The following is a 17,458-nucleotide window of genomic DNA, read 5'->3' as shown; positions in this document are numbered from 1 at the left end:
CATGCGCAATAATTATCAATTATTTTGAAGGGGTAAAACCTGGCGTTAGCTTTACTATCGATACGGTTTTCCTGCCGCAAAATATATTGCCTAATCGAGCGCAATGAGTTTGAAATTAAAAATCTAGCTCATCAATTTCAATGCTGTCTGTAAAAAAGTCTAACTCCTGTAGTTCTTTACGTAACCGTTGTTTGTCTTTTATGGCCTCAATCTCGCGCCACTTTCTTTTTTTATTCTTTTGAGAGGTTTTTCTTGTTGTATCAGGACCTTCTAATATCTCTAATATATCGTTTAGGCTATCCATGACTATCTCCTATTGATTTTAGTGAACCTCGAGAATACCTATACCACAGGCCTAGCTAAAATAGAATAAAAAAGTGACGAATTTGTTACAAGTATGTGATGCATTGATGAAGTTTAATACTAACTAGCTTTATTGAACGCGCTATTTTTAGATAGAAAAAATAAAGAAAAAAATATTAAAAGTGAGCTATTTAGCTGTGCTTGCTGTGGCAGGTTAGTATAAAGCAGTGCGGATTATATTAAGGGCATAAAAAAACGCCGCAGGTGCGGCGTTTAATACATAATTAGCGCGTATTACATTGCTTTAAAACGTGCTTCTAACTGCTCTTGTGCATCTGCGAATGAGCGGATACCTTCAGCTAGTTTTTCAGTGGCCATTGCATCTTGGTTATGTAACCAACGGAACTGTGACTCAGTAAGTGGAGCAGGCTTTGGCTCTTTAGGAATATCACTTTGTAGTAAGTATTCTTCTGCGCCTTCTAAATTGCCTAAGTCTTCTAGTAGGTTAGGGCTAATTGTTAGCTTGTCACAACCTGTAAGCGCAATAATTTCACCCGTGTTACGGAAGCTTGCGCCCATAACAACGGTTTTGTAATCATGGCGTTTATAAAACTCAAAAATGCTACGTACAGATTGAACACCTGGATCTTGTAGCGGATCGGTTGGTTTTTCCATACCATTTGCTACGTGCCAATCTAAAATACGGCCAACAAATGGTGAGATTAAAAATACGTTTGCATCAGCACATGCACGCGCTTGAGCATCGCTAAATAATAAAGTCAGGTTACATTTAGTCCCTTCTTTTTCTAGCTGTTCGGCCGCTTTAATGCCTTCCCATGTAGACGCAACTTTAATTAAAATTTTGTCTTTGCTTACACCTTCTTTTTCATAAAGGCTAAGCAGGGTATGTGCTTTATCAATAGTTGCTTGGGTGTCGAATGATAAACGAGCATCTACTTCAGTAGAAATATAACCAGGTACAATTTCGCTAATTTCTTTACCAAGTAATACGGCAAAGTAGTCACATGCAAGTTCAAGCTGTTTAGCTGCATCTTGCTCTGTTTCTTTTGCATAGCTCCAAGCTTTATCTAAATAAGGCTTGTAAGCTTCAATCTCGCTCGCTTTTAATAAAAGCGACGGGTTTGTGGTCGCATCTTCTGGTTGATGCTTTTTGATCGCTTCAATATCGCCAGTGTCGGCTACGATAGATGAATGTTGTTTTAGCCTTTGTAGAGCGCTAGTCATTTGCCTTCCTCATTCCAAGCAAGTTAAAAGAAAATCTAAACTACCTTAATATAAGTATTCAATACTGCAACAGTGTGACAATGCTTGATAGGTCTTATGTCCTTATCAATAGAAAAACGACGATGCATGATTTATTAAGGTAGGATTTAGGCCATTGCGATTAATTTTCAATGGTATTTTATAAACAAAACGTGCTTTTCGTCTCATTTAATGTTGAAATTGACATTAAATAAATTACAAGTCAATAGCTAACTATGATCACTGTTATTTCACCAGCAAAAAATCTTGATTACGAAACGCCACCCGCAACAGATAAGTTCACTCAACCTGAATTACTAGAGCACAGCGAAGAGCTCATGAAAGTATGCCGTGAACTAACTCCAGCGCAAATTGGCAGTCTAATGAAAATTAGCGATAAGCTTGCAGGGCTTAACGCTGCGCGCTTTAGCGAATGGTCGCAACCATTTACGCAAAGTAATGCTAAACAAGCGGTACTAGCCTTTAACGGCGATGTGTACGGTGGTTTGGATGCTGCAACACTCACTGCCGCTAACCTCGATTATGCGCAAAGCCATTTACGAATACTTTCGGGTTTATACGGCTTATTAAAGCCGCTTGATTTAATGCAAGCTTACCGCCTAGAAATGGGCACTAAGCTTGATAACCCTCGCGGGAAAAATTTGTATGAATTTTGGGGCAGCATTATTGCTAATAAATTAAACGAGGAATTAAAAGCGCAAGACGCACAATACCTGGTTAATCTTGCTTCAAACGAGTACTTTAAAGCAGTAGATAAAAAAGCACTCAATGCGCAAATTATTACCCCGCATTTTAAAGACTGCAAAAAAGGTCAATATAAGGTAATTAGCTTTTACGCTAAAAAAGCGCGCGGCATGATGGCCCGTTACATTATAGAAAACCAGGTAACACAGCTTAGCCAATTAAAAGAGTTTACTGTGGCGGGTTATTACTTTAGCCCTGAAGCAACAGCAAAAGAGCTTGAGCCAGTATTTATGCGCGACGAGCAAAACTAAGCGTTTATACTCAGCAAACAATGAGTTAAAAAGCCATGCATTGCATGGCTTTTTTTATGCTGGCGCTAAACTTGCTAACTTCACCTACTATTAATGAGATAAAAAATAGATAGGTGTAAAAATATGATCAGCATACCTTCAGTAGCCGAAGCCGAAAAACTCATCGAAGAAAAACTCGGAGGGTGGTTTGATGTAGTAATAAGCCACATCCCAAACTTTATTGTGGCAGTGGTAATAGCCATTGTATTTTCAATAATAGCGCGCTTTGCCGGCCAGCTAATGAAAAACCTATTAAGGCGCTCACTCGACTCTAAGCAAATTGCAGATTTAATGGCGTCTATTTTTAAGGTTATTGTGTTATGTGTGGGCCTATTTATCGCTTTAGATTTTATGGGGTTAAAAGGCACAGTCACATCGTTACTAGCGGGTGCGGGTATTGTGGGTTTAGCCATTGGCTTTGCTTTTCAAGACATGACCGAGAACTTAATTGCCGGTATTGCTATGGGAATACGCAAGCCATTTAAAGCGGGTGATGTAATTGAAACCGACGACGTATTTGGCTCGGTACATTCTATAAACCTGCGTAACACGCTAATAGAGAGCTTTTACGGGCAGTTAATACTGGTACCTAACAAGGTATTATTTAGAAATGTGTTAAAAAACTACACCACGTTAGGCGTTAGGCGCATAGAGGTACCGGTGGGTATTTCATACGGCGACGACATTGAAAAAGCCAAAGAAGTGATAGTAGATAAAATTAACGAGTTTGACTTTGTAATACGCAAAGATGAAACCGCTGTGTACGCAGAAGGTTTTGGCGACAGTAGTATTAATTTACTGGTGTGGTTTTGGATAAAATACCCAGGCGAGCCAGACTTTATGACAGTACGCCATAAAGGCGTAGTCGCTGTTAAACAAGCGCTTGATGCTGCAGATATAAGTATTCCATTCCCAATACGTACGTTAGATTTTGGCATTAAAGGCGGTGAAAAGCTCGATGCCATGATAAGCGATAAAATAAACCAGCAGTCACCTAAACAACAAGGCGGGAGTAATACGGGTTCAAACCAAAGCGAATGAGCGACTAATACTGGTTTAAACTAGCCCAGTAATAGTTACCCACTAGCAGCGCATTTTTACATAAAAAGTGCGCTGCTGATAATTTCAAAGCGCTAAGTCGGGTTAAATTTAACTATACTTTTAATAAATTTATTTTAAGTTAATACTTATTTGCTTTTCGCTGCCATCAAGTTTTTGCAACTTTAGCAGGGCAATCTGGAATAGCGCAGCTATCTAACTCTATTACCTTGTCGCCTACTTTTAATCCTGCCAAATCAGCAAAGACTTTTATAATATCTATTTCACTTATTTCTGGGCTAAAAAAAGCCGGATACAGACACATCCGCAGCAAAGCCAAAATTACCTTCCTCTGCATGGCTAATAAGAGGGATTAACAGTACTAAATAAATCGTTTCATGTATTACTTCCTTGTGTAAGTGATGGGGCATTTGCATGCATTAAGTCATATATCATCTGTTATTTATGGTGTGGTTAATTAGTGAGTAGTAATAGGTTGCCAACGGTATTAAAAATGCGCTGATTATATGAACTTTACAGCCTTGTTATAGCATTCATTTATCAAAGCTTTAGTAAGTCACTAATTTAAAAGAGTGGGAAAGGACGGCTCAGTGTTTGCTCTATTTTTTAATAGGGGAGCTAAAGCTAGAAGTTTAGATACTAAAGTGTGCTGTTAAGCATAAAAAAGCGCGGCTTGTGTTGGAGAAACAAGCCACGCAGAGGAATAAGTTATATAAACAAATATTGTAATGCTGTATCAGATAACACTAATTTTATTACGGATAATTTTAACGCCATCCATATTTTCTAAAAACTTTTGCGCAAGTGCACGCTGAAAACCTGTTTGCGCTTCACCGTATAGGTCAACTTCACCGTCTTCAACCTGCACGCGAATATCGTTTAATGCTAAGTTTGGGTTAGTGCGTAACGTATTGGTGATTGTTTGTTGTAAGTTAGGTTGAGTAGCCACACTGCTTACTACGGCTAAGTTAGTTGCTGCACTTACTTTTGTAGCGCAAGCTAATAAAAATAAACAACAAAATGATACTAAAGCGATAGTTAACTTAAAGCGGTTCATAACTTCATCCTTACATTACGGTTAATCGTGCAGCTATTCTTAGCTGAGTTACTTTCTCAGTTACAATTTCGATGCCAGTTTTAATTTGTTGAAATATAAGGTTATTTTGTTAAGTGAGAATTCAGGTGGGCAATAATTACATTTTAATGGGAATGAGTTACATGCTTGGGTTACATTTGTAACGGGTACAAAAAAGCCGGCAACTGCCGGCTTGTTTATTTATAGTGTGCTATTTCTTTTTAATTTTAGCTTTGGCTTTTTTCTTAGCTTTCATTTTTACAGGGTCTTTACGCTTTTTAGCGGGTGGCTTAGCTTCTTTATGCTGTGGCTCAAGCCCTTTAATTATACGGCGCTTAAGCTTTTGCTCTGTGTATCGCTCAACCTTGTATAAAATGCCAATGTCGTGCGCTTCAACTAATGATATAGCAATCCCTTTTTTACCTGCACGGCCAGTACGGCCAATACGGTGTACATAGACATCGGCAGTGCGCGGCATATCAAAGTTAATTACGTGGCTAATGTCAGAAACATCAATACCGCGGGCCGCAACATCGGTTGCTATTAATATGCGCGTTTTGCCACTGTGGAAATTTTCCATCGCTTTCATGCGCTTATCTTGCGGCATTTCGCCACGCAGCCACGCGGCTTTTACGCCATTGTTAGTTAGCTCACCAATTAGCGTTTCTAGGCGCTCACGGGTTTTTACAAACACAATGGCTTTACTTACATCTGGGCCGTTTAGGGTATTAACCAACAGCTCAAGCTTGTGGTGGTAGTCATCAGCAAGGTGAACCCATTGATGAATTTTTGCTTTTTCTTTGCGTGACGATTCGGCTTCAAGTAAAGCTGGGTCGTTTAAAATACGCTCAGCAAATAACTCAACGCTATCGCCTTCTAACGTCGCAGAGAATAAAAAGCACTGACGACGGTTTTTAGCTTCGTCACATATGCGCAGCATTTCTTTTCTAAAGCCCATGTCTAACATGCGGTCGGCTTCATCAAGAATAAGCATTTCTACGTTTTCAGCATGGAAATTTTCGGTTTCAAGATATTCCATTAAACGCCCTGGTGTGGCGATTAAAATATCGTTATTGTTTTCAAAAATTTCTTTGTGGGTGCCGTAGTTTATACCACCTGTTACTACACCAATTTTAAGGTGAGTGCCTTTAGCAAGTAGTTCACATTGCTCATGAATTTGATAAGCCAGTTCACGGGTTGGGGTCATTATTAACACACGTGCAAAACCTGGGTCGCGACGCGGAAAATCCATTAAGTATTGAATAGCCGGAATTAAAAATGCCGCCGTTTTACCTGTGCCAGTAGGTGCTGATGCTAAAATATCGCGACCTTGCAGCGCTTCAGGAATAGCTTGTTGTTGAATGCTGGTTGGTGTCTCGTAGCCCATTTTATCAATGGCGTTGAGTAGTTTAGTATCAAGATCAAATTCAGAAAATTGCATAGAGTGTCTAAAATAAGGGACAATTACCTGCAATTATACGCGCTATACGCCAGTTGGTGAATGAAAAGGTGAAAAAATGTCAGGGTTTACGTTTAAACAATTTAAGGTTGAGCACGATAGCTGTGCTATGAAGGTCTCAACCGATGGCATTTTACTTGGCGCATGGGCGTATTTAAAAGGTGCCAATACATTACTCGATATAGGCACAGGCACCGGTTTACTTGCGCTTATGTGCAAACAGCGTCAACCAGCACTTAGCATAACCGCTGTTGAAATTGATGAAGCTGCTTACAAGCAAGCGCAGCAAAATATAGCCTCTAGCCCGTGGCCAAATATCACAGTAAAGCACACCACTATACAAGCGTTTAAACAGGCGGCGCCATTTGATGTTGTGATTTCTAACCCCCCTTATTTTAACCGCAGTTTAAAAGGGCTAAGCGATGCCCGTAACACCGCACGCCATACCGATGGTTTAAGTTTTGACGAACTAATACATGCCTATATGCGTTTAAGTCATGAGCATTCGTGCTTTAACGTAATTTTACCCACCACAGAGGCGGGCTTATTCATTGAACTGGCAAAACAAAGCGGGCTTTATTTAAACGCGCATTGCCAAATAAAAACCACACCAAGTAAAGCATTTAGCCGCAGTTTAATGCGCTTTAGCTTAGTAAACACTTTGCTTGAGCTTACCTCCCTATGCATAAAAGATGAAAACAACCGCTACAGCGATGATTATATTGCGTTATGTAAAGCGTTTTACTTGAAAATGTAATTTTTTAGGCAGGTAATTATCTAGTAATAAAGGATAGTTTACCCATTATGCATACGTATTCAGTTTTTATTTGAGCAACTCTCAAACTAGTGTTAATCACTTGTAAATAACGTCGAGTATGTTGTTTAACTCGCCCAACACTGGAAACACACACTATGAAACTGAATAAAATGATCACCACTGCAGGTTTTAGCTTAGGTTTAACCTTACCAAGTTTAGTATCGGCTGCACCTACAACATTTGTGCATTTATTTGAATGGAATTGGCAAGATGTAGCCCAAGAATGTGAGCAGTTTTTAGGACCAAAAGGGTATGCTGCGGTACAGGTGTCTCCGCCTAACGAGCATATTACAGGTAGCCAATGGTGGACTCGCTATCAACCTGTGAGCTACCAACTACAAAGCCGAGGCGGTAACCGTTCGCAATTTATAGATATGGTTAATCGCTGTAACGCCGCAGGCGTCGATATATATGTTGATACATTAATAAACCATATGGCAGCCGGCAGTGGTACGGGCACTGCTGGTAACACTTTTGGTAATAAACAATACCCTATTTATAGCCCACAAGATTTTCACGAAAGTTGCTCTATTAACCCAGAAGATTACGGTAATAACCGTTATCGCGTGCAAAACTGTGAGCTAGTAGGGTTGGCCGATTTAAACACTTCTTCAAATTATGTGCAAAATACATTAGCGGCATATATTAATGACCTTCAAGCTATGGGTGTTAAAGGTTTTAGGTTTGATGCTGCTAAGCATGTTGCTGCAAGTGATATTCAAAGTTTAATGGCAAAAATAAATGGCTCGCCAGTGGTGTTTCATGAGGTGATAGATCAAGGTACTGAAGCGGTTGCAGCCTCAGAGTATTTAAGTACAGGGCTAGTTACCGAGTTTAAATACAGTACTCAGCTTGGTAATACCTTTAGAAATGGCTCGCTTGCATGGTTAAGTAATTTTGGTGAAGGCTGGGGCTTTATGCCAAGTTCATCAGCTGTGGTATTTGTAGATAACCACGACAATCAGCGCGGCCATGGTGGTGCGGGTAATGTAATTACCTTTGAAGATGGCCGTTTATACGACCTAGCCAACGTATTTATGTTGGCATACCCGTATGGGTATCCAAAAGTAATGTCGAGTTATGATTTTCACGGCGATACAGATGCGGGTGGGCCAAGTGTACCGGTGCACAATAATGGTAATTTAGAGTGTTTTGCAAGTAACTGGAAGTGTGAGCATCGCTGGTCTTATATTGCGGGTGGTGTCGATTTTAGAAATAACACAGCAGATAACTGGGTAGTAACAAATTGGTGGGATAACACCCATAACCAGATTGCATTTGGACGTGGTAGCTCCGGTCATATGGCAATTAATAAAGAAGACTCAACGCTTAATGCAACAATTCAAACAGATATGGCGCCTGGACAGTACTGCAATGTGTTAAAAGGCGAGCTTTTGGGTAATGCTACTAGCTGTAGCGGTGAAGTAATAACAGTTAATAGCAACGGCACCATAAATTTAAATGTAGCGCCATGGGATGCAATAGCAATTCATAAAAATGCTAAATTAACCCAAGAGGCAGTGCCTAATAATAGCGACTGGCAAAGAACCGTTGTTTTTATTAATGCTCAAACACAAAGCGGACAAGACATGTTTGTACGCGGTGGTATAGATCACACCTATGCAAATACAAACCTTGCTAGAAACTGCCAAACAACAAATGTTGAATGTGCTATGCCAATTCGCCATAACAATCTAAAAAACAACACCACAACACCTTGGAAAGCAAACGATAACTACCTAGATTGGTATGGAATTGAACAAGGCCAAAACAGTGAAGCGCAAGGTACTGCCATGGATTGGACTACAAATGTTTGGCCAAGTGAATATGGCGCCCAAAAATCGGTAGCAGTAGATGGCTTTGGTGTTACACCCCTTAATATATGGGGCGAACACTATTGGATGCTGGATGTTGATATGGATTGCAGTAAAGCTGTTAACGGATGGTTTGAATTAAAAGCATTTATAAAAAATGGCCAAGAATGGGAAGGCGATATAAGCCAAGCAAATACCCCCTATACAAGTACTAACCATATGGCACAGTGTGGCAAAATTAATATGTTTGAATTTAACAGCTCAAATGTAGAGGTACGTAACTTTTAAATACGTACTTTAAAACGCGTACGTTAAAAAACTATCAGCCAATTTAAAACCAAGTGGGTTAACGCGTACTTGGTTTTTTACTTTTATAAGTACCTAAATAGCAGTTTAATTTCATAGTGCGTTTATAAATCAGCTGGTATTATCGTTTTATTCGCCATTTTTAATTTAGGCAACACAATGAAAAAGTTAAACAAATTACCGTTACTAACAACACTCGCTGCGGCTTTATTTATAAGCCAAGGTGCGCTTGCAAACATGACTCCTGTTGGGCTTTGGAAAACCATAGATGAAGACACCAACGAGGCTAAATCGTACGTACGCATTACTCAAAACGATAAGGTGCTCAGTGGTAAAGTTGAGGCTATTTTAGACCCAGCTAAACAAACCGGTATTTGTAAAGAGTGTGATGGGGCATTAAAAAATCAGCCTATTTTAGGGATGACCATAATCACTGATGTAAAACCAGAAGATGATGGCGTGTGGGGCGATGGTGAAATACTTGACCCTACAAATGGTAAAACTTATACCGTGCAACTAACGCCACAAAACGACGGTAAAACATTAGAAGTACGTGGCTATATAGGCTTTTTTTACCGTAACCAATATTGGCAACGTGTGGAGTAGCACTACTCGTTTGCTGTTTTTAAAAATTCGCGCTTTAGCCACGCTCGTAATGCGCTTACCTGTGGGTGATTAAGCATGGCGTGGCTCGTTGCAAAATAAAACTGCTGATGCGGATTTACAATGCTTTGGCCAATTTGCGTGAGCATGCCGTGCTTTATATCGTCGCGTACAAACTGTTTGTGGGTGACCAAAACGCCAAGCTGGCGCATCGCGGCTTGCGTTGCTTGCACTGAAATATTAAAGGTTAAGTTATTATGCTGCTTAGGCTGCGCTAAATTATTAGCCTCGCACCACGTTTGCCAATCGTTTTGCCTACGTGGGTTGGTAACGTAGATTGCTTTAAAACGCTGCAGCAAATTTTGCGCGGTTAACTCATCTTTATTTAAGCCAACTAAAAGCTGTGGGTTACAGACTAAAATTAACTGATCGTCGGCTAGTTTTTCACAGTGATATTTTTGCCACTTATCGGGCTGGCCATGAATAATCGCTGCATCAATCCCTTCGCGCTCTAAATCAAATTCTCCCACCAAGTTAGAAATACGAATGTCACTATTTGGCGAAATGCGCTGAAAATCAGCCACCCTAGGGATCCACCAGTGCAGAGCTAGTGAGTTAACCATATTGAGTGTTAAATAAGTTGGCTCATTCGCTGTGTTACTTGCCTCTTGGCTGGCTGCTAAAATTTCAGCCATGGCTGGGGCTATGCGTTTGTAATAGCGCTCACCCACAGGGTTGAGCTCAACGCGGCGACCAATGCGATTAAAAAGCGGTGTATTAAGTTGTAACTCTAAAGCTTTAATAGACTGACTTACCGCCGAGTGACTAATACTTAGCTGCTCAGCCGCGAGCACCATGCTGCCAGTTTCGGCAACAGCTATAAACGTATAGAGAGATTTTAACGGCGCTGATTTAATCATAGGTTACTTATTAACAGTTAAGTTTTACTTACAGGTTAGTTTAATATTATTCGCTTTTAAATTTATAAAGTACACGTAAAATTAGCGCCATAAAAGCCAATGCCAATTTTTTGAAAAATAATAAATAGATTAAAAAAATTAAGCCTTTAATTTTGCTTTTTACATTCATTTTTTATTCAAAGGATAACTGCGGTGACGTTAAATTCTCGTGCTAGTGTGTTTATGCTGCTCTCTACATTTACCTTGGCGTTAAATAGCTTTATAGCCAAGTTACTTACCAATTACTTTAGCACCAGCGAAGTGGTTTTTTTACGGGTGTTTTTACCCGCGATTATTATGCTGGCTTTGGCGGCAGGTATTAAATGGCAGCTACCTAATAAATCAGCATGGCGAACCTTTGCTATTCGCGCAATTTTTATAGTGCTGTGCCAAAACTGCTTTTTAGTGGCGCTAAATACTTTAACGCTGGTGGAAGCGGTTATTTTATTTAGCACTGGGCCGTTATTTATACCGCTAATAGAACGGGGGCTTTTTAAAACTAAATTAAATTGGTTATTGTTACCTACAATGGCGCTGATGTTTGCGGGTGTGATTATTCAAAATATTCATAGCGACGGCATACAATGGCGCTGGAGCTTATTAATTGGCTTAGGGGCTGGGATTTTTAATGCCTGCTCGCAAATCACCTTGTTTCGAGCCAGTAAAATTAACCTTCCGATGATGGTTATTAACGGTTGGAGTTTTACACTGGCTGCCATTTTTATGGTGCCAGTATTAATGTTTACCAGCGAAGGTGAGCGCTTTTACCAAGGTTTTGCAATCGATATAAGCAATTACAGTTTATTACTGATGGTGGCATTAATTGGGTTTTCGACCGCTGCAACGCAGTTTTTTAGAGGAAAGGCGTACCGATTAGCCAGTTCTAACTCGCAGCTAGCACCGCTTATTTATTCTAACTTATTATTTGCGTTGTTATTTCAGCTAATTTTTTACGATACAACATTAAGTTTATCGCAAGTAATAGGCTCAGCGCTTATTGTACTGGCATGTATTATTAATACCTTTGCGCCTAATTGGCTATTGCAAAGGCAAGCAAAAATACGTGAAAAAAAGTGCGCTAAAAAACTTAGTTATTTGTAATGTATTGGCCTAAACATGGTTTAGGCCAAACTCGTTATAGCGTTTCGCTATACTCTGTCATTATTTGTTCAACCCAACTGGCTATGCGCTCATCGCTTAGCTCGTATTGGCTGTCTTCATCAAGCGCTAGGCCAACAAAGTGTTTGCCATCGGGGGTAAGTGCTTTTGACGCTTCAAACTCGTAGTTTTCATCGTTTGGCCAAAAACCAAGTTGCGTAAACGACTGGGTATTTATTTCATCGTGAAGCATACCAAGGGCGTCTTGAAACCATTGTCCGTAACCTTGTTGGTCGCCCATGCCAAATAAAGCAATGGTTTTACCATTTAGGTTTACATCTTTAATGTCGTCCCACTTAGACTCCCAGTCTTCTTGTATTTCTCCAAAATCCCATGTTGAAATACCAAAGATGATAAAGTCGTACTGCTCTGCATTTTTAAGTGGTTCGTCTTTAATATTGTGTAAGGTCACTACATCGGCGCCAATAAGGTCGCGAATTTTTTCTGCTGCCATCTCTGTGTAGCATGTAGTAGAGCCAAAAAATAAACCAATCTGCATCGTATTTATCACTGTGTAATTGCCTGTTATGATAGGGCGCAGTTTACCGTAAGGTATTTTTAATTGATACCTTCTACCGTGGGTATTACCAACATGAGATCACAACGTGACAACGCTACCTGACGATTTACCTGAACCAAATACCGAGCTAAACAGCAACAGCGACTTTTTAGAAACCTTTTTAGATAGCTTGTACTTAGAGCAAGGTGTAAGCGAAAACACCCTTAGCGCGTATCGCAGTGACCTAGATAAGTTTTGTCAGTTTTTAAAAGGCGAAAGCTTAATGACGGTAACCAGCTTAGATATAGAAAGCTACCTAGCGTATCGCGTAGATTTAGGGTTGAAACCACGTAGCACGGCACGCAGCATAAGTGCGTTAAAGCGGTTTTATCAGTATTTTGTACGTGAAAAACGTATTGCAAGCTCACCGCTTGAAAACATTGCGCAACCAAAAGCGGGTCAATCGCTACCTAAAACGCTCTCAGAAGCCGAAGTAGAGGCATTATTAAGTGCGCCCAATATTGAAGAACCAATGGGGCTGCGCGATAAAGCCATGCTAGAGCTACTTTATGCTACGGGCTTGCGTGTAACCGAGCTTGTAGGGCTGCGTATGGAGCAAATTAACTTGCGCCAGTCGGTTGTGTTTGTAAAAGGTAAAGGCAACAAAGAGCGCTTAGTACCTTTAGGCGAAGAGGCCATGTACTGGCTTGAGCAGTTTTTAAAAGGGGGGCGTGCACAAATGATAAAACACGCCACCGATTTTGTGTTTCCCTCAAAACGCGGTGTAGGTATGACCCGACAAACCTTTTGGCATCGTATTAAACACTATGCTATTTTGGCGTCTATTGAGTCAGATTTATCGCCGCATACGTTGCGTCATGCCTTTGCAACACATTTACTTAATCATGGTGCCGACTTAAGAGTGGTGCAGATGATGTTAGGGCACAGCGACTTATCGACTACGCAAATTTATACCCATGTTGCCAATGAGCGATTAAAATCGGTACACTCAGAGCATCATCCGCGCGCGTAATATGAAATTTAATATCAGCTTAGCGGTCAATTTAGTACGTATTATTAGATAGAGAAAATTATGAAAAAATTAATGTTAGCAGGTGCAATGTTGTGCACAAGTATTAGTGCATTTGCAAATGGCGTAGCCACAACGCCAGATGCTAATGATCCTATTGTTACTAAATTTGCCACGTTAGGTGTAACAGTTAAGCAAATAAACCCAAGCCCTGTTGCCGGTTTAAAAGAGCTCATTACAAATAAAGGTGTACTTTACGCCAGCCCAGACGGCCAGTTTTTAATGCAAGGCACGCTAATTGATTTAAACAACCGCAGCAACTTAACCGAGCAAGCGTTAAATGGTGTCCGTGTTGAAGGTATTAAAGAATACCAAGATTCAATGATTGTTTATAAAGCGCCCAACGAAAAACACCAAATTACGGTATTTACCGATATTAGCTGTGGCTATTGTCGTAAATTACACCGCGAACTAGACGACTTGCTTGATGCAGGCATTACTGTTCGTTATTTAGCATTTCCGCGTGGTGGACTGCAAGGTTCGGGCTACGCCGATTTAATGAATGTATGGTGTGCACGCGACCAACAAGAAGCACTAACAAAAGCTAAATCAGGCGAAGACACTAAAGTTGTTGCCGGTTGTAGCGCACCAGTAGCTGAGCATTACCAGCTAGGCCAAAGCTTTGGTATTAGCGGTACGCCAGCCATTATTTTAGAAGACGGTACAATGATCCCAGGCTACCAGCCAGCCGCCGCATTAAGTGCAGCGCTTGAGGCGAACAAAGCAGATTAATTAAAAATCTGAGTACCTGTTTAATATCAATCCGCGATAATACTTAATCATTTTGCGGGGCTAAACATGCTGCTACAGGCGTTAAAAAATGCTTATTTTCGACTGCATGGATGCAGAAGGTAGAGCAATGCAGGAGCAATTGCCGAGAACAACTAAATAGCGAATTTATTGCCTAGCTATCAACACGTTTATCCAGCCTCAAAATAGATTACTTAATTAAGCGAATTGGTTTAAAAAGGCCTTTATGGCCTTTTTTTGTCTTTTTATTATGAACACCATAAGTTAAAAACCAGCATGAAAAAACTGATCATTGCGCGCGAAAATGTAGACGATTCTTACCTGCCAAGCGATCTGCACCCTGTTATTAAGCAAATTTATGCCACGCGTAACGTGCAAAATGCACACGAGCTAAATAATAGTGCAGCCACGCTAATCGACTTTAAACTGTTTAAAGACATCGACAAAGCCACCGAGCTATTAATTGATGCGCTGAATGCGCAAAGCCGCATTTTAATTGTTGGCGACTTCGATGCCGATGGCGCAACCAGTACAGCCACCTTAATGCAAGGCTTGGCAATGTTTGGCTTTAATAACTTAGACTACCTTGTACCGGACAGGTTTAGCTTAGGCTATGGTTTAAGCCCTGCGCTTGCTGAGCAAATTGTTGATATAAAACCAGAGCTGGTCATTACGGTAGATAACGGTATTTCATGTATTGCAGGCATAGACATACTAAAAAAAGTGGGCATTAAAGTACTGGTTACTGATCACCACTTGCAAGGGGAGCAGCTCCCTAATGCCGATGCAATTGTTAACCCAAACCGTCATGATTGCCGTTTTCCTTCAAAATCAATTGCGGGTGTCGGCGTTGCCTTTTACTTGCTTATAGCCCTTAGAAGCACGTTACGAGAGCAAGGTTATTTTGAACGCCATGCTATGCCAAATTTAGCCGACTTGCTTGATATAGTTGCCCTTGGCACCGTGGCCGATGTAGTTGCGCTTGATGCAAATAACCGCACTTTAGTACACCAAGGGTTGGCGCGTATTCGCAGCGGTAAAACACGCCCAGGTATTACTGCGCTTATTGAAGTGGCTAATCGTAATGCAGCGCGTTTAAGCGCCAGTGACTTTGGTTTTTCGTTGGCCCCGCGTTTAAACGCAGCAGGGCGACTAGATGACATGAGTTTGGGCATAGCGTGCTTATTAAGTACCGATATAAACCAAGCAAGGCGGATTGCCAGCGAGTTAGATAGCTTAAACCATGCACGGCGCGAAATAGAGCAGGGCATGCAAGCCGAGGCACAAGCAGTGCTTGATAGGCTCGCGTTTAGTGACGATAACATTCCCGATGCCATTTGTTTATACCAAGAAGATTGGCACCAAGGTGTTATTGGTATTTTGGCGGGTCGCTTAAAAGAAAAATACCACCGCCCAACCGTTATTTTTGCCGGTGGCGAAAACGGTGAAATAAAAGGCTCGTGCCGCTCTATTGAAGGGCTGCACATGCGCGATTTACTCGAAGGGCTAAATACCGCCGACCCGCACTTAATTAATAAATTTGGCGGCCACGCCATGGCGGCAGGGCTAAGTATTGATGAGCAAAATTTTAATGACTTTAAAAACGCGTTTGATGCAGCTGTAAGCGCGCAGTTAAGCGAAGAAAGTAAACGCTGCATTGTGTTTACCGATGGCGAGCTGCCAAACGAGTGCTTTACAATGGACTTTGCTCAGCTATTAAAGCAATCAGGCCCATGGGGGCAGCAATTTCCTGAGCCGGTATTTGAGCACACCTTTGAAGTTATTCAGCAGCGTATAGTAGGCGAAAAGCACTTAAAGCTGGTGCTTAAACATCAATCTGGACGCTTAGTTGACGCTATTGCATTTGGAATAGATGTAAAAGCATGGCCCGACACCGAGGCCCGTTATGTCAAAGTGGCTTATCAGCTCGACATAAACGAATTTAGAGGCAAGTTTAGCCTGCAATTAATTGTTCGCGAGCTTGAAAAAGTGCATTAAAAAATATGCACAATGCATGCATAAAAGGCTAATAAAGCGCGCGGTTTTTTGTTAAAATCGGGCGTTTTTATCATTTGACGATAATTTATTGCGTTTAGTGCTAATTTTAGCGCGCAATAATCTAGCCATTTTGGAGTAATGTACATGTTTGAAGTGAATCCTGTGATTAATCAAATCAAGGAAATTCGCGAACGTACTGAACTGCTTCGGGGGTACCTTTGACTACGCTCACAAACAAGAGCGCCTAGAAGAAGTAAACGCCGAACTTGAAGATTCAGCCGTATGGAATGAACCTGAGCGCGCACAAGCACTTGGTCGTGAAAAATCAGCCTTAGAAGCCGTTGTTGAAACAATCGACAACTTGGTAGCGGGTGCTGACGACGTAGAAGGTTTATTAGAGCTTGCAGTAGAAGCAGAAGACGAAGACACGTTTGTTGAAGCGCAAACTGAACTTGAAGGCTTAAATAAACAGCTTGAGGGTTTAGAGTTTCGCCGTATGTTTTCGGGCTCTCACGATGCAAACGATGCTTACCTTGATTTACAGTCTGGGTCTGGCGGTACTGAAGCACAAGACTGGTGTAACATGTTATTACGCATGTATTTACGCTGGGGCGAAGCTAAAGGCTTTAAAGTTGAGCTAGTAGAAGCAACCGATGGCGATGTAGCCGGTATTAAAGGTGCAACAGTGCGCTTTGTAGGCGAATACGCATATGGTTGGCTGCGCACAGAAACAGGTGTACACCGTTTAGTCCGTAAAAGCCCATTTGATTCAAGTGGTCGTCGTCATACCTCGTTTGCCTCTGCCTTTGTTTACCCAGAAGTAGATGACAATATTGAAATTGATATTAATCCGGCTGACTTACGTATAGACGTTTACCGTGCATCGGGCGCGGGTGGTCAGCACGTTAATACCACCGAATCGGCAGTACGTATTACTCACGTACCTACCAACACGGTTGTTCAGTGTCAAAACGAGCGTTCACAACACAAAAATAAAGCCCAAGCAATGAAGCAGTTAAAAGCAAAATTATTTGAGCTTGAACTTCAGCAGCAAAATGCTGAAAAGCAATCGCAAGAAGACGCAAAGTCGGATATTGGCTGGGGAAGCCAAATTCGTTCTTACGTACTTGATGATGCACGTATTAAAGATTTACGAACTGGCGTTGAAAACCGTAATACGCAATCGGTACTTGACGGCAACCTAGACAAATTTATTGAAGCCAGCCTAAAATCTGGCCTATAACCACCAA

The 17,458-nt window shown here is 41.1% G+C and carries 16 protein-coding genes; 10 read left to right on the top strand and 6 right to left on the bottom strand.

Annotated features, from left to right (window positions below; translation table 11 throughout):
* Window positions 1–115: 115 nt before the first annotated feature.
* Both OIZ54_RS07195 and tal read right to left on the bottom strand, forming a co-directional pair.
* Window positions 116–304 (bottom strand): DUF3545 family protein, encoded by a 189-nt coding sequence (locus OIZ54_RS07195; protein WP_004587992.1) that lies wholly within the window; start codon window positions 302–304, stop codon window positions 116–118.
* A 293-nt stretch (window positions 305–597) separates the two neighbouring features.
* Complete coding sequence (tal, locus tag OIZ54_RS07190) at window positions 598–1,548, bottom strand: transaldolase (protein WP_004587993.1); 951 nt, start codon at window positions 1,546–1,548, stop codon at window positions 598–600.
* A 254-nt stretch (window positions 1,549–1,802) separates the two neighbouring features.
* Between tal and yaaA the strand changes: the two genes are divergently transcribed.
* Window positions 1,803–2,582, top strand: a complete 780-nt coding sequence (yaaA, locus tag OIZ54_RS07185; RefSeq protein ID WP_264390055.1) for a peroxide stress protein YaaA — start codon at window positions 1,803–1,805, stop codon at window positions 2,580–2,582.
* Window positions 2,583–2,705: 123 nt separating this feature from the next.
* Window positions 2,706–3,662 (top strand): mechanosensitive ion channel family protein, encoded by a 957-nt coding sequence (locus OIZ54_RS07180; protein ID WP_029774207.1) that lies wholly within the window; start codon window positions 2,706–2,708, stop codon window positions 3,660–3,662.
* Between the two features lie 754 nt (window positions 3,663–4,416).
* Here the strand turns inward: OIZ54_RS07180 and OIZ54_RS07175 are convergent.
* Both OIZ54_RS07175 and srmB read right to left on the bottom strand, forming a co-directional pair.
* Window positions 4,417–4,737 carry a BON domain-containing protein gene (locus OIZ54_RS07175; protein ID WP_054983750.1) on the bottom strand — a complete coding sequence of 107 codons (321 nt, stop codon included), beginning with the start codon at window positions 4,735–4,737 and terminating at the stop codon, window positions 4,417–4,419.
* Between the two features lie 229 nt (window positions 4,738–4,966).
* Window positions 4,967–6,196 carry an ATP-dependent RNA helicase SrmB gene (gene srmB / locus OIZ54_RS07170; RefSeq protein WP_004587997.1) on the bottom strand — a complete coding sequence of 410 codons (1,230 nt, stop codon included), beginning with the start codon at window positions 6,194–6,196 and terminating at the stop codon, window positions 4,967–4,969.
* Window positions 6,197–6,272: 76 nt separating this feature from the next.
* On the opposite strand from srmB, the gene OIZ54_RS07165 reads away from it, so the two are divergent.
* The 3 genes from OIZ54_RS07165 (at window position 6,273) to OIZ54_RS07155 (ending at window position 9,757) form a co-directional block, all read left to right on the top strand.
* A complete protein-coding gene (locus tag OIZ54_RS07165) occupies window positions 6,273–6,971 on the top strand; it encodes a tRNA1(Val) (adenine(37)-N6)-methyltransferase (protein ID WP_264390054.1) in 699 nt (232 codons plus the stop codon).
* Window positions 6,972–7,126: 155 nt separating this feature from the next.
* Complete coding sequence (locus OIZ54_RS07160; RefSeq protein WP_264390053.1) at window positions 7,127–9,133, top strand: alpha-amylase; 2,007 nt, start codon at window positions 7,127–7,129, stop codon at window positions 9,131–9,133.
* 177 nt (window positions 9,134–9,310) lie between these two features.
* Entirely contained in the window at window positions 9,311–9,757 is a 447-nt protein-coding gene (locus OIZ54_RS07155) for a DUF2147 domain-containing protein (RefSeq protein WP_054983747.1), read from the top strand.
* 2 nt (window positions 9,758–9,759) lie between these two features.
* Here OIZ54_RS07155 and OIZ54_RS07150 read toward each other — a convergent pair whose 3' ends face one another.
* Window positions 9,760–10,674, bottom strand: coding sequence for a LysR substrate-binding domain-containing protein (locus OIZ54_RS07150; protein WP_054983746.1), 915 nt, complete (start codon window positions 10,672–10,674; stop codon window positions 9,760–9,762).
* Window positions 10,675–10,866: 192 nt separating this feature from the next.
* On the opposite strand from OIZ54_RS07150, the gene OIZ54_RS07145 reads away from it, so the two are divergent.
* The gene (locus tag OIZ54_RS07145; protein WP_264390052.1) at window positions 10,867–11,814 is read left to right on the top strand and encodes a DMT family transporter; all 948 of its coding nucleotides are present in this window, start codon (window positions 10,867–10,869) and stop codon (window positions 11,812–11,814) included.
* 34 nt (window positions 11,815–11,848) lie between these two features.
* Here OIZ54_RS07145 and fldB read toward each other — a convergent pair whose 3' ends face one another.
* Window positions 11,849–12,370, bottom strand: coding sequence for a flavodoxin FldB (gene fldB, locus OIZ54_RS07140; protein ID WP_004588002.1), 522 nt, complete (start codon window positions 12,368–12,370; stop codon window positions 11,849–11,851).
* Window positions 12,371–12,476: 106 nt separating this feature from the next.
* Between fldB and xerD the strand changes: the two genes are divergently transcribed.
* The 4 genes from xerD to prfB all read left to right on the top strand — a co-directional run bounded on the left by xerD (window position 12,477) and on the right by prfB (window position 17,451).
* A complete protein-coding gene (gene xerD / locus OIZ54_RS07135; RefSeq protein ID WP_055254835.1) occupies window positions 12,477–13,403 on the top strand; it encodes a site-specific tyrosine recombinase XerD in 927 nt (308 codons plus the stop codon).
* A gap of 60 nt (window positions 13,404–13,463) precedes the next feature.
* On the top strand, window positions 13,464–14,192 hold the full coding sequence (gene dsbC / locus OIZ54_RS07130) for a bifunctional protein-disulfide isomerase/oxidoreductase DsbC (RefSeq protein WP_264390051.1): 729 nt from the start codon (window positions 13,464–13,466) through the stop codon (window positions 14,190–14,192).
* Between the two features lie 294 nt (window positions 14,193–14,486).
* Window positions 14,487–16,208, top strand: a complete 1,722-nt coding sequence (gene recJ, locus OIZ54_RS07125) for a single-stranded-DNA-specific exonuclease RecJ (protein WP_054983767.1) — start codon at window positions 14,487–14,489, stop codon at window positions 16,206–16,208.
* Window positions 16,209–16,352: 144 nt separating this feature from the next.
* Window positions 16,353–17,451 (top strand): peptide chain release factor 2 gene (prfB, locus tag OIZ54_RS07120; protein ID WP_096041210.1). Its coding sequence is split into 2 segments (ribosomal slippage): window positions 16,353–16,427 and window positions 16,429–17,451, totalling 1,098 coding nucleotides; the frame shifts between segments, so codons are not numbered across the junction.
* Window positions 17,452–17,458 lie beyond the last annotated feature (7 nt).

Source organism: Pseudoalteromonas sp. A3 (genome assembly GCF_025942345.1).
GTDB classification, from domain to species: domain Bacteria; phylum Pseudomonadota; class Gammaproteobacteria; order Enterobacterales; family Alteromonadaceae; genus Pseudoalteromonas; species Pseudoalteromonas atlantica.
The sequence above is the reverse complement of the archived record's forward strand: the minus strand, read 5'-3'. Positions and strand labels throughout refer to the sequence as shown.

What these genes read in the sequence shown, in the direction of transcription:
- tal (WP_004587993.1), bottom strand. Translation starts at nt 1,548, where the DNA reads ATGACTAGCGCTCTACAAAGGCTAAAACAACATTCATCTATCGTAGCC.
- OIZ54_RS07155 (WP_054983747.1), top strand. Translation starts at nt 9,311, where the DNA reads ATGAAAAAGTTAAACAAATTACCGTTACTAACAACACTCGCTGCGGCT.
- OIZ54_RS07150 (WP_054983746.1), bottom strand. Translation starts at nt 10,674, where the DNA reads ATGATTAAATCAGCGCCGTTAAAATCTCTCTATACGTTTATAGCTGTT.
- srmB (WP_004587997.1), bottom strand. Translation starts at nt 6,196, where the DNA reads ATGCAATTTTCTGAATTTGATCTTGATACTAAACTACTCAACGCCATT.
- OIZ54_RS07175 (WP_054983750.1), bottom strand. Translation starts at nt 4,737, where the DNA reads ATGAACCGCTTTAAGTTAACTATCGCTTTAGTATCATTTTGTTGTTTA.
- recJ (WP_054983767.1), top strand. Translation starts at nt 14,487, where the DNA reads ATGAAAAAACTGATCATTGCGCGCGAAAATGTAGACGATTCTTACCTG.
- OIZ54_RS07165 (WP_264390054.1), top strand. Translation starts at nt 6,273, where the DNA reads ATGTCAGGGTTTACGTTTAAACAATTTAAGGTTGAGCACGATAGCTGT.
- yaaA (WP_264390055.1), top strand. Translation starts at nt 1,803, where the DNA reads ATGATCACTGTTATTTCACCAGCAAAAAATCTTGATTACGAAACGCCA.
- OIZ54_RS07160 (WP_264390053.1), top strand. Translation starts at nt 7,127, where the DNA reads ATGAAACTGAATAAAATGATCACCACTGCAGGTTTTAGCTTAGGTTTA.
- OIZ54_RS07195 (WP_004587992.1), bottom strand. Translation starts at nt 304, where the DNA reads ATGGATAGCCTAAACGATATATTAGAGATATTAGAAGGTCCTGATACA.
- dsbC (WP_264390051.1), top strand. Translation starts at nt 13,464, where the DNA reads ATGAAAAAATTAATGTTAGCAGGTGCAATGTTGTGCACAAGTATTAGT.
- OIZ54_RS07180 (WP_029774207.1), top strand. Translation starts at nt 2,706, where the DNA reads ATGATCAGCATACCTTCAGTAGCCGAAGCCGAAAAACTCATCGAAGAA.
- fldB (WP_004588002.1), bottom strand. Translation starts at nt 12,370, where the DNA reads ATGCAGATTGGTTTATTTTTTGGCTCTACTACATGCTACACAGAGATG.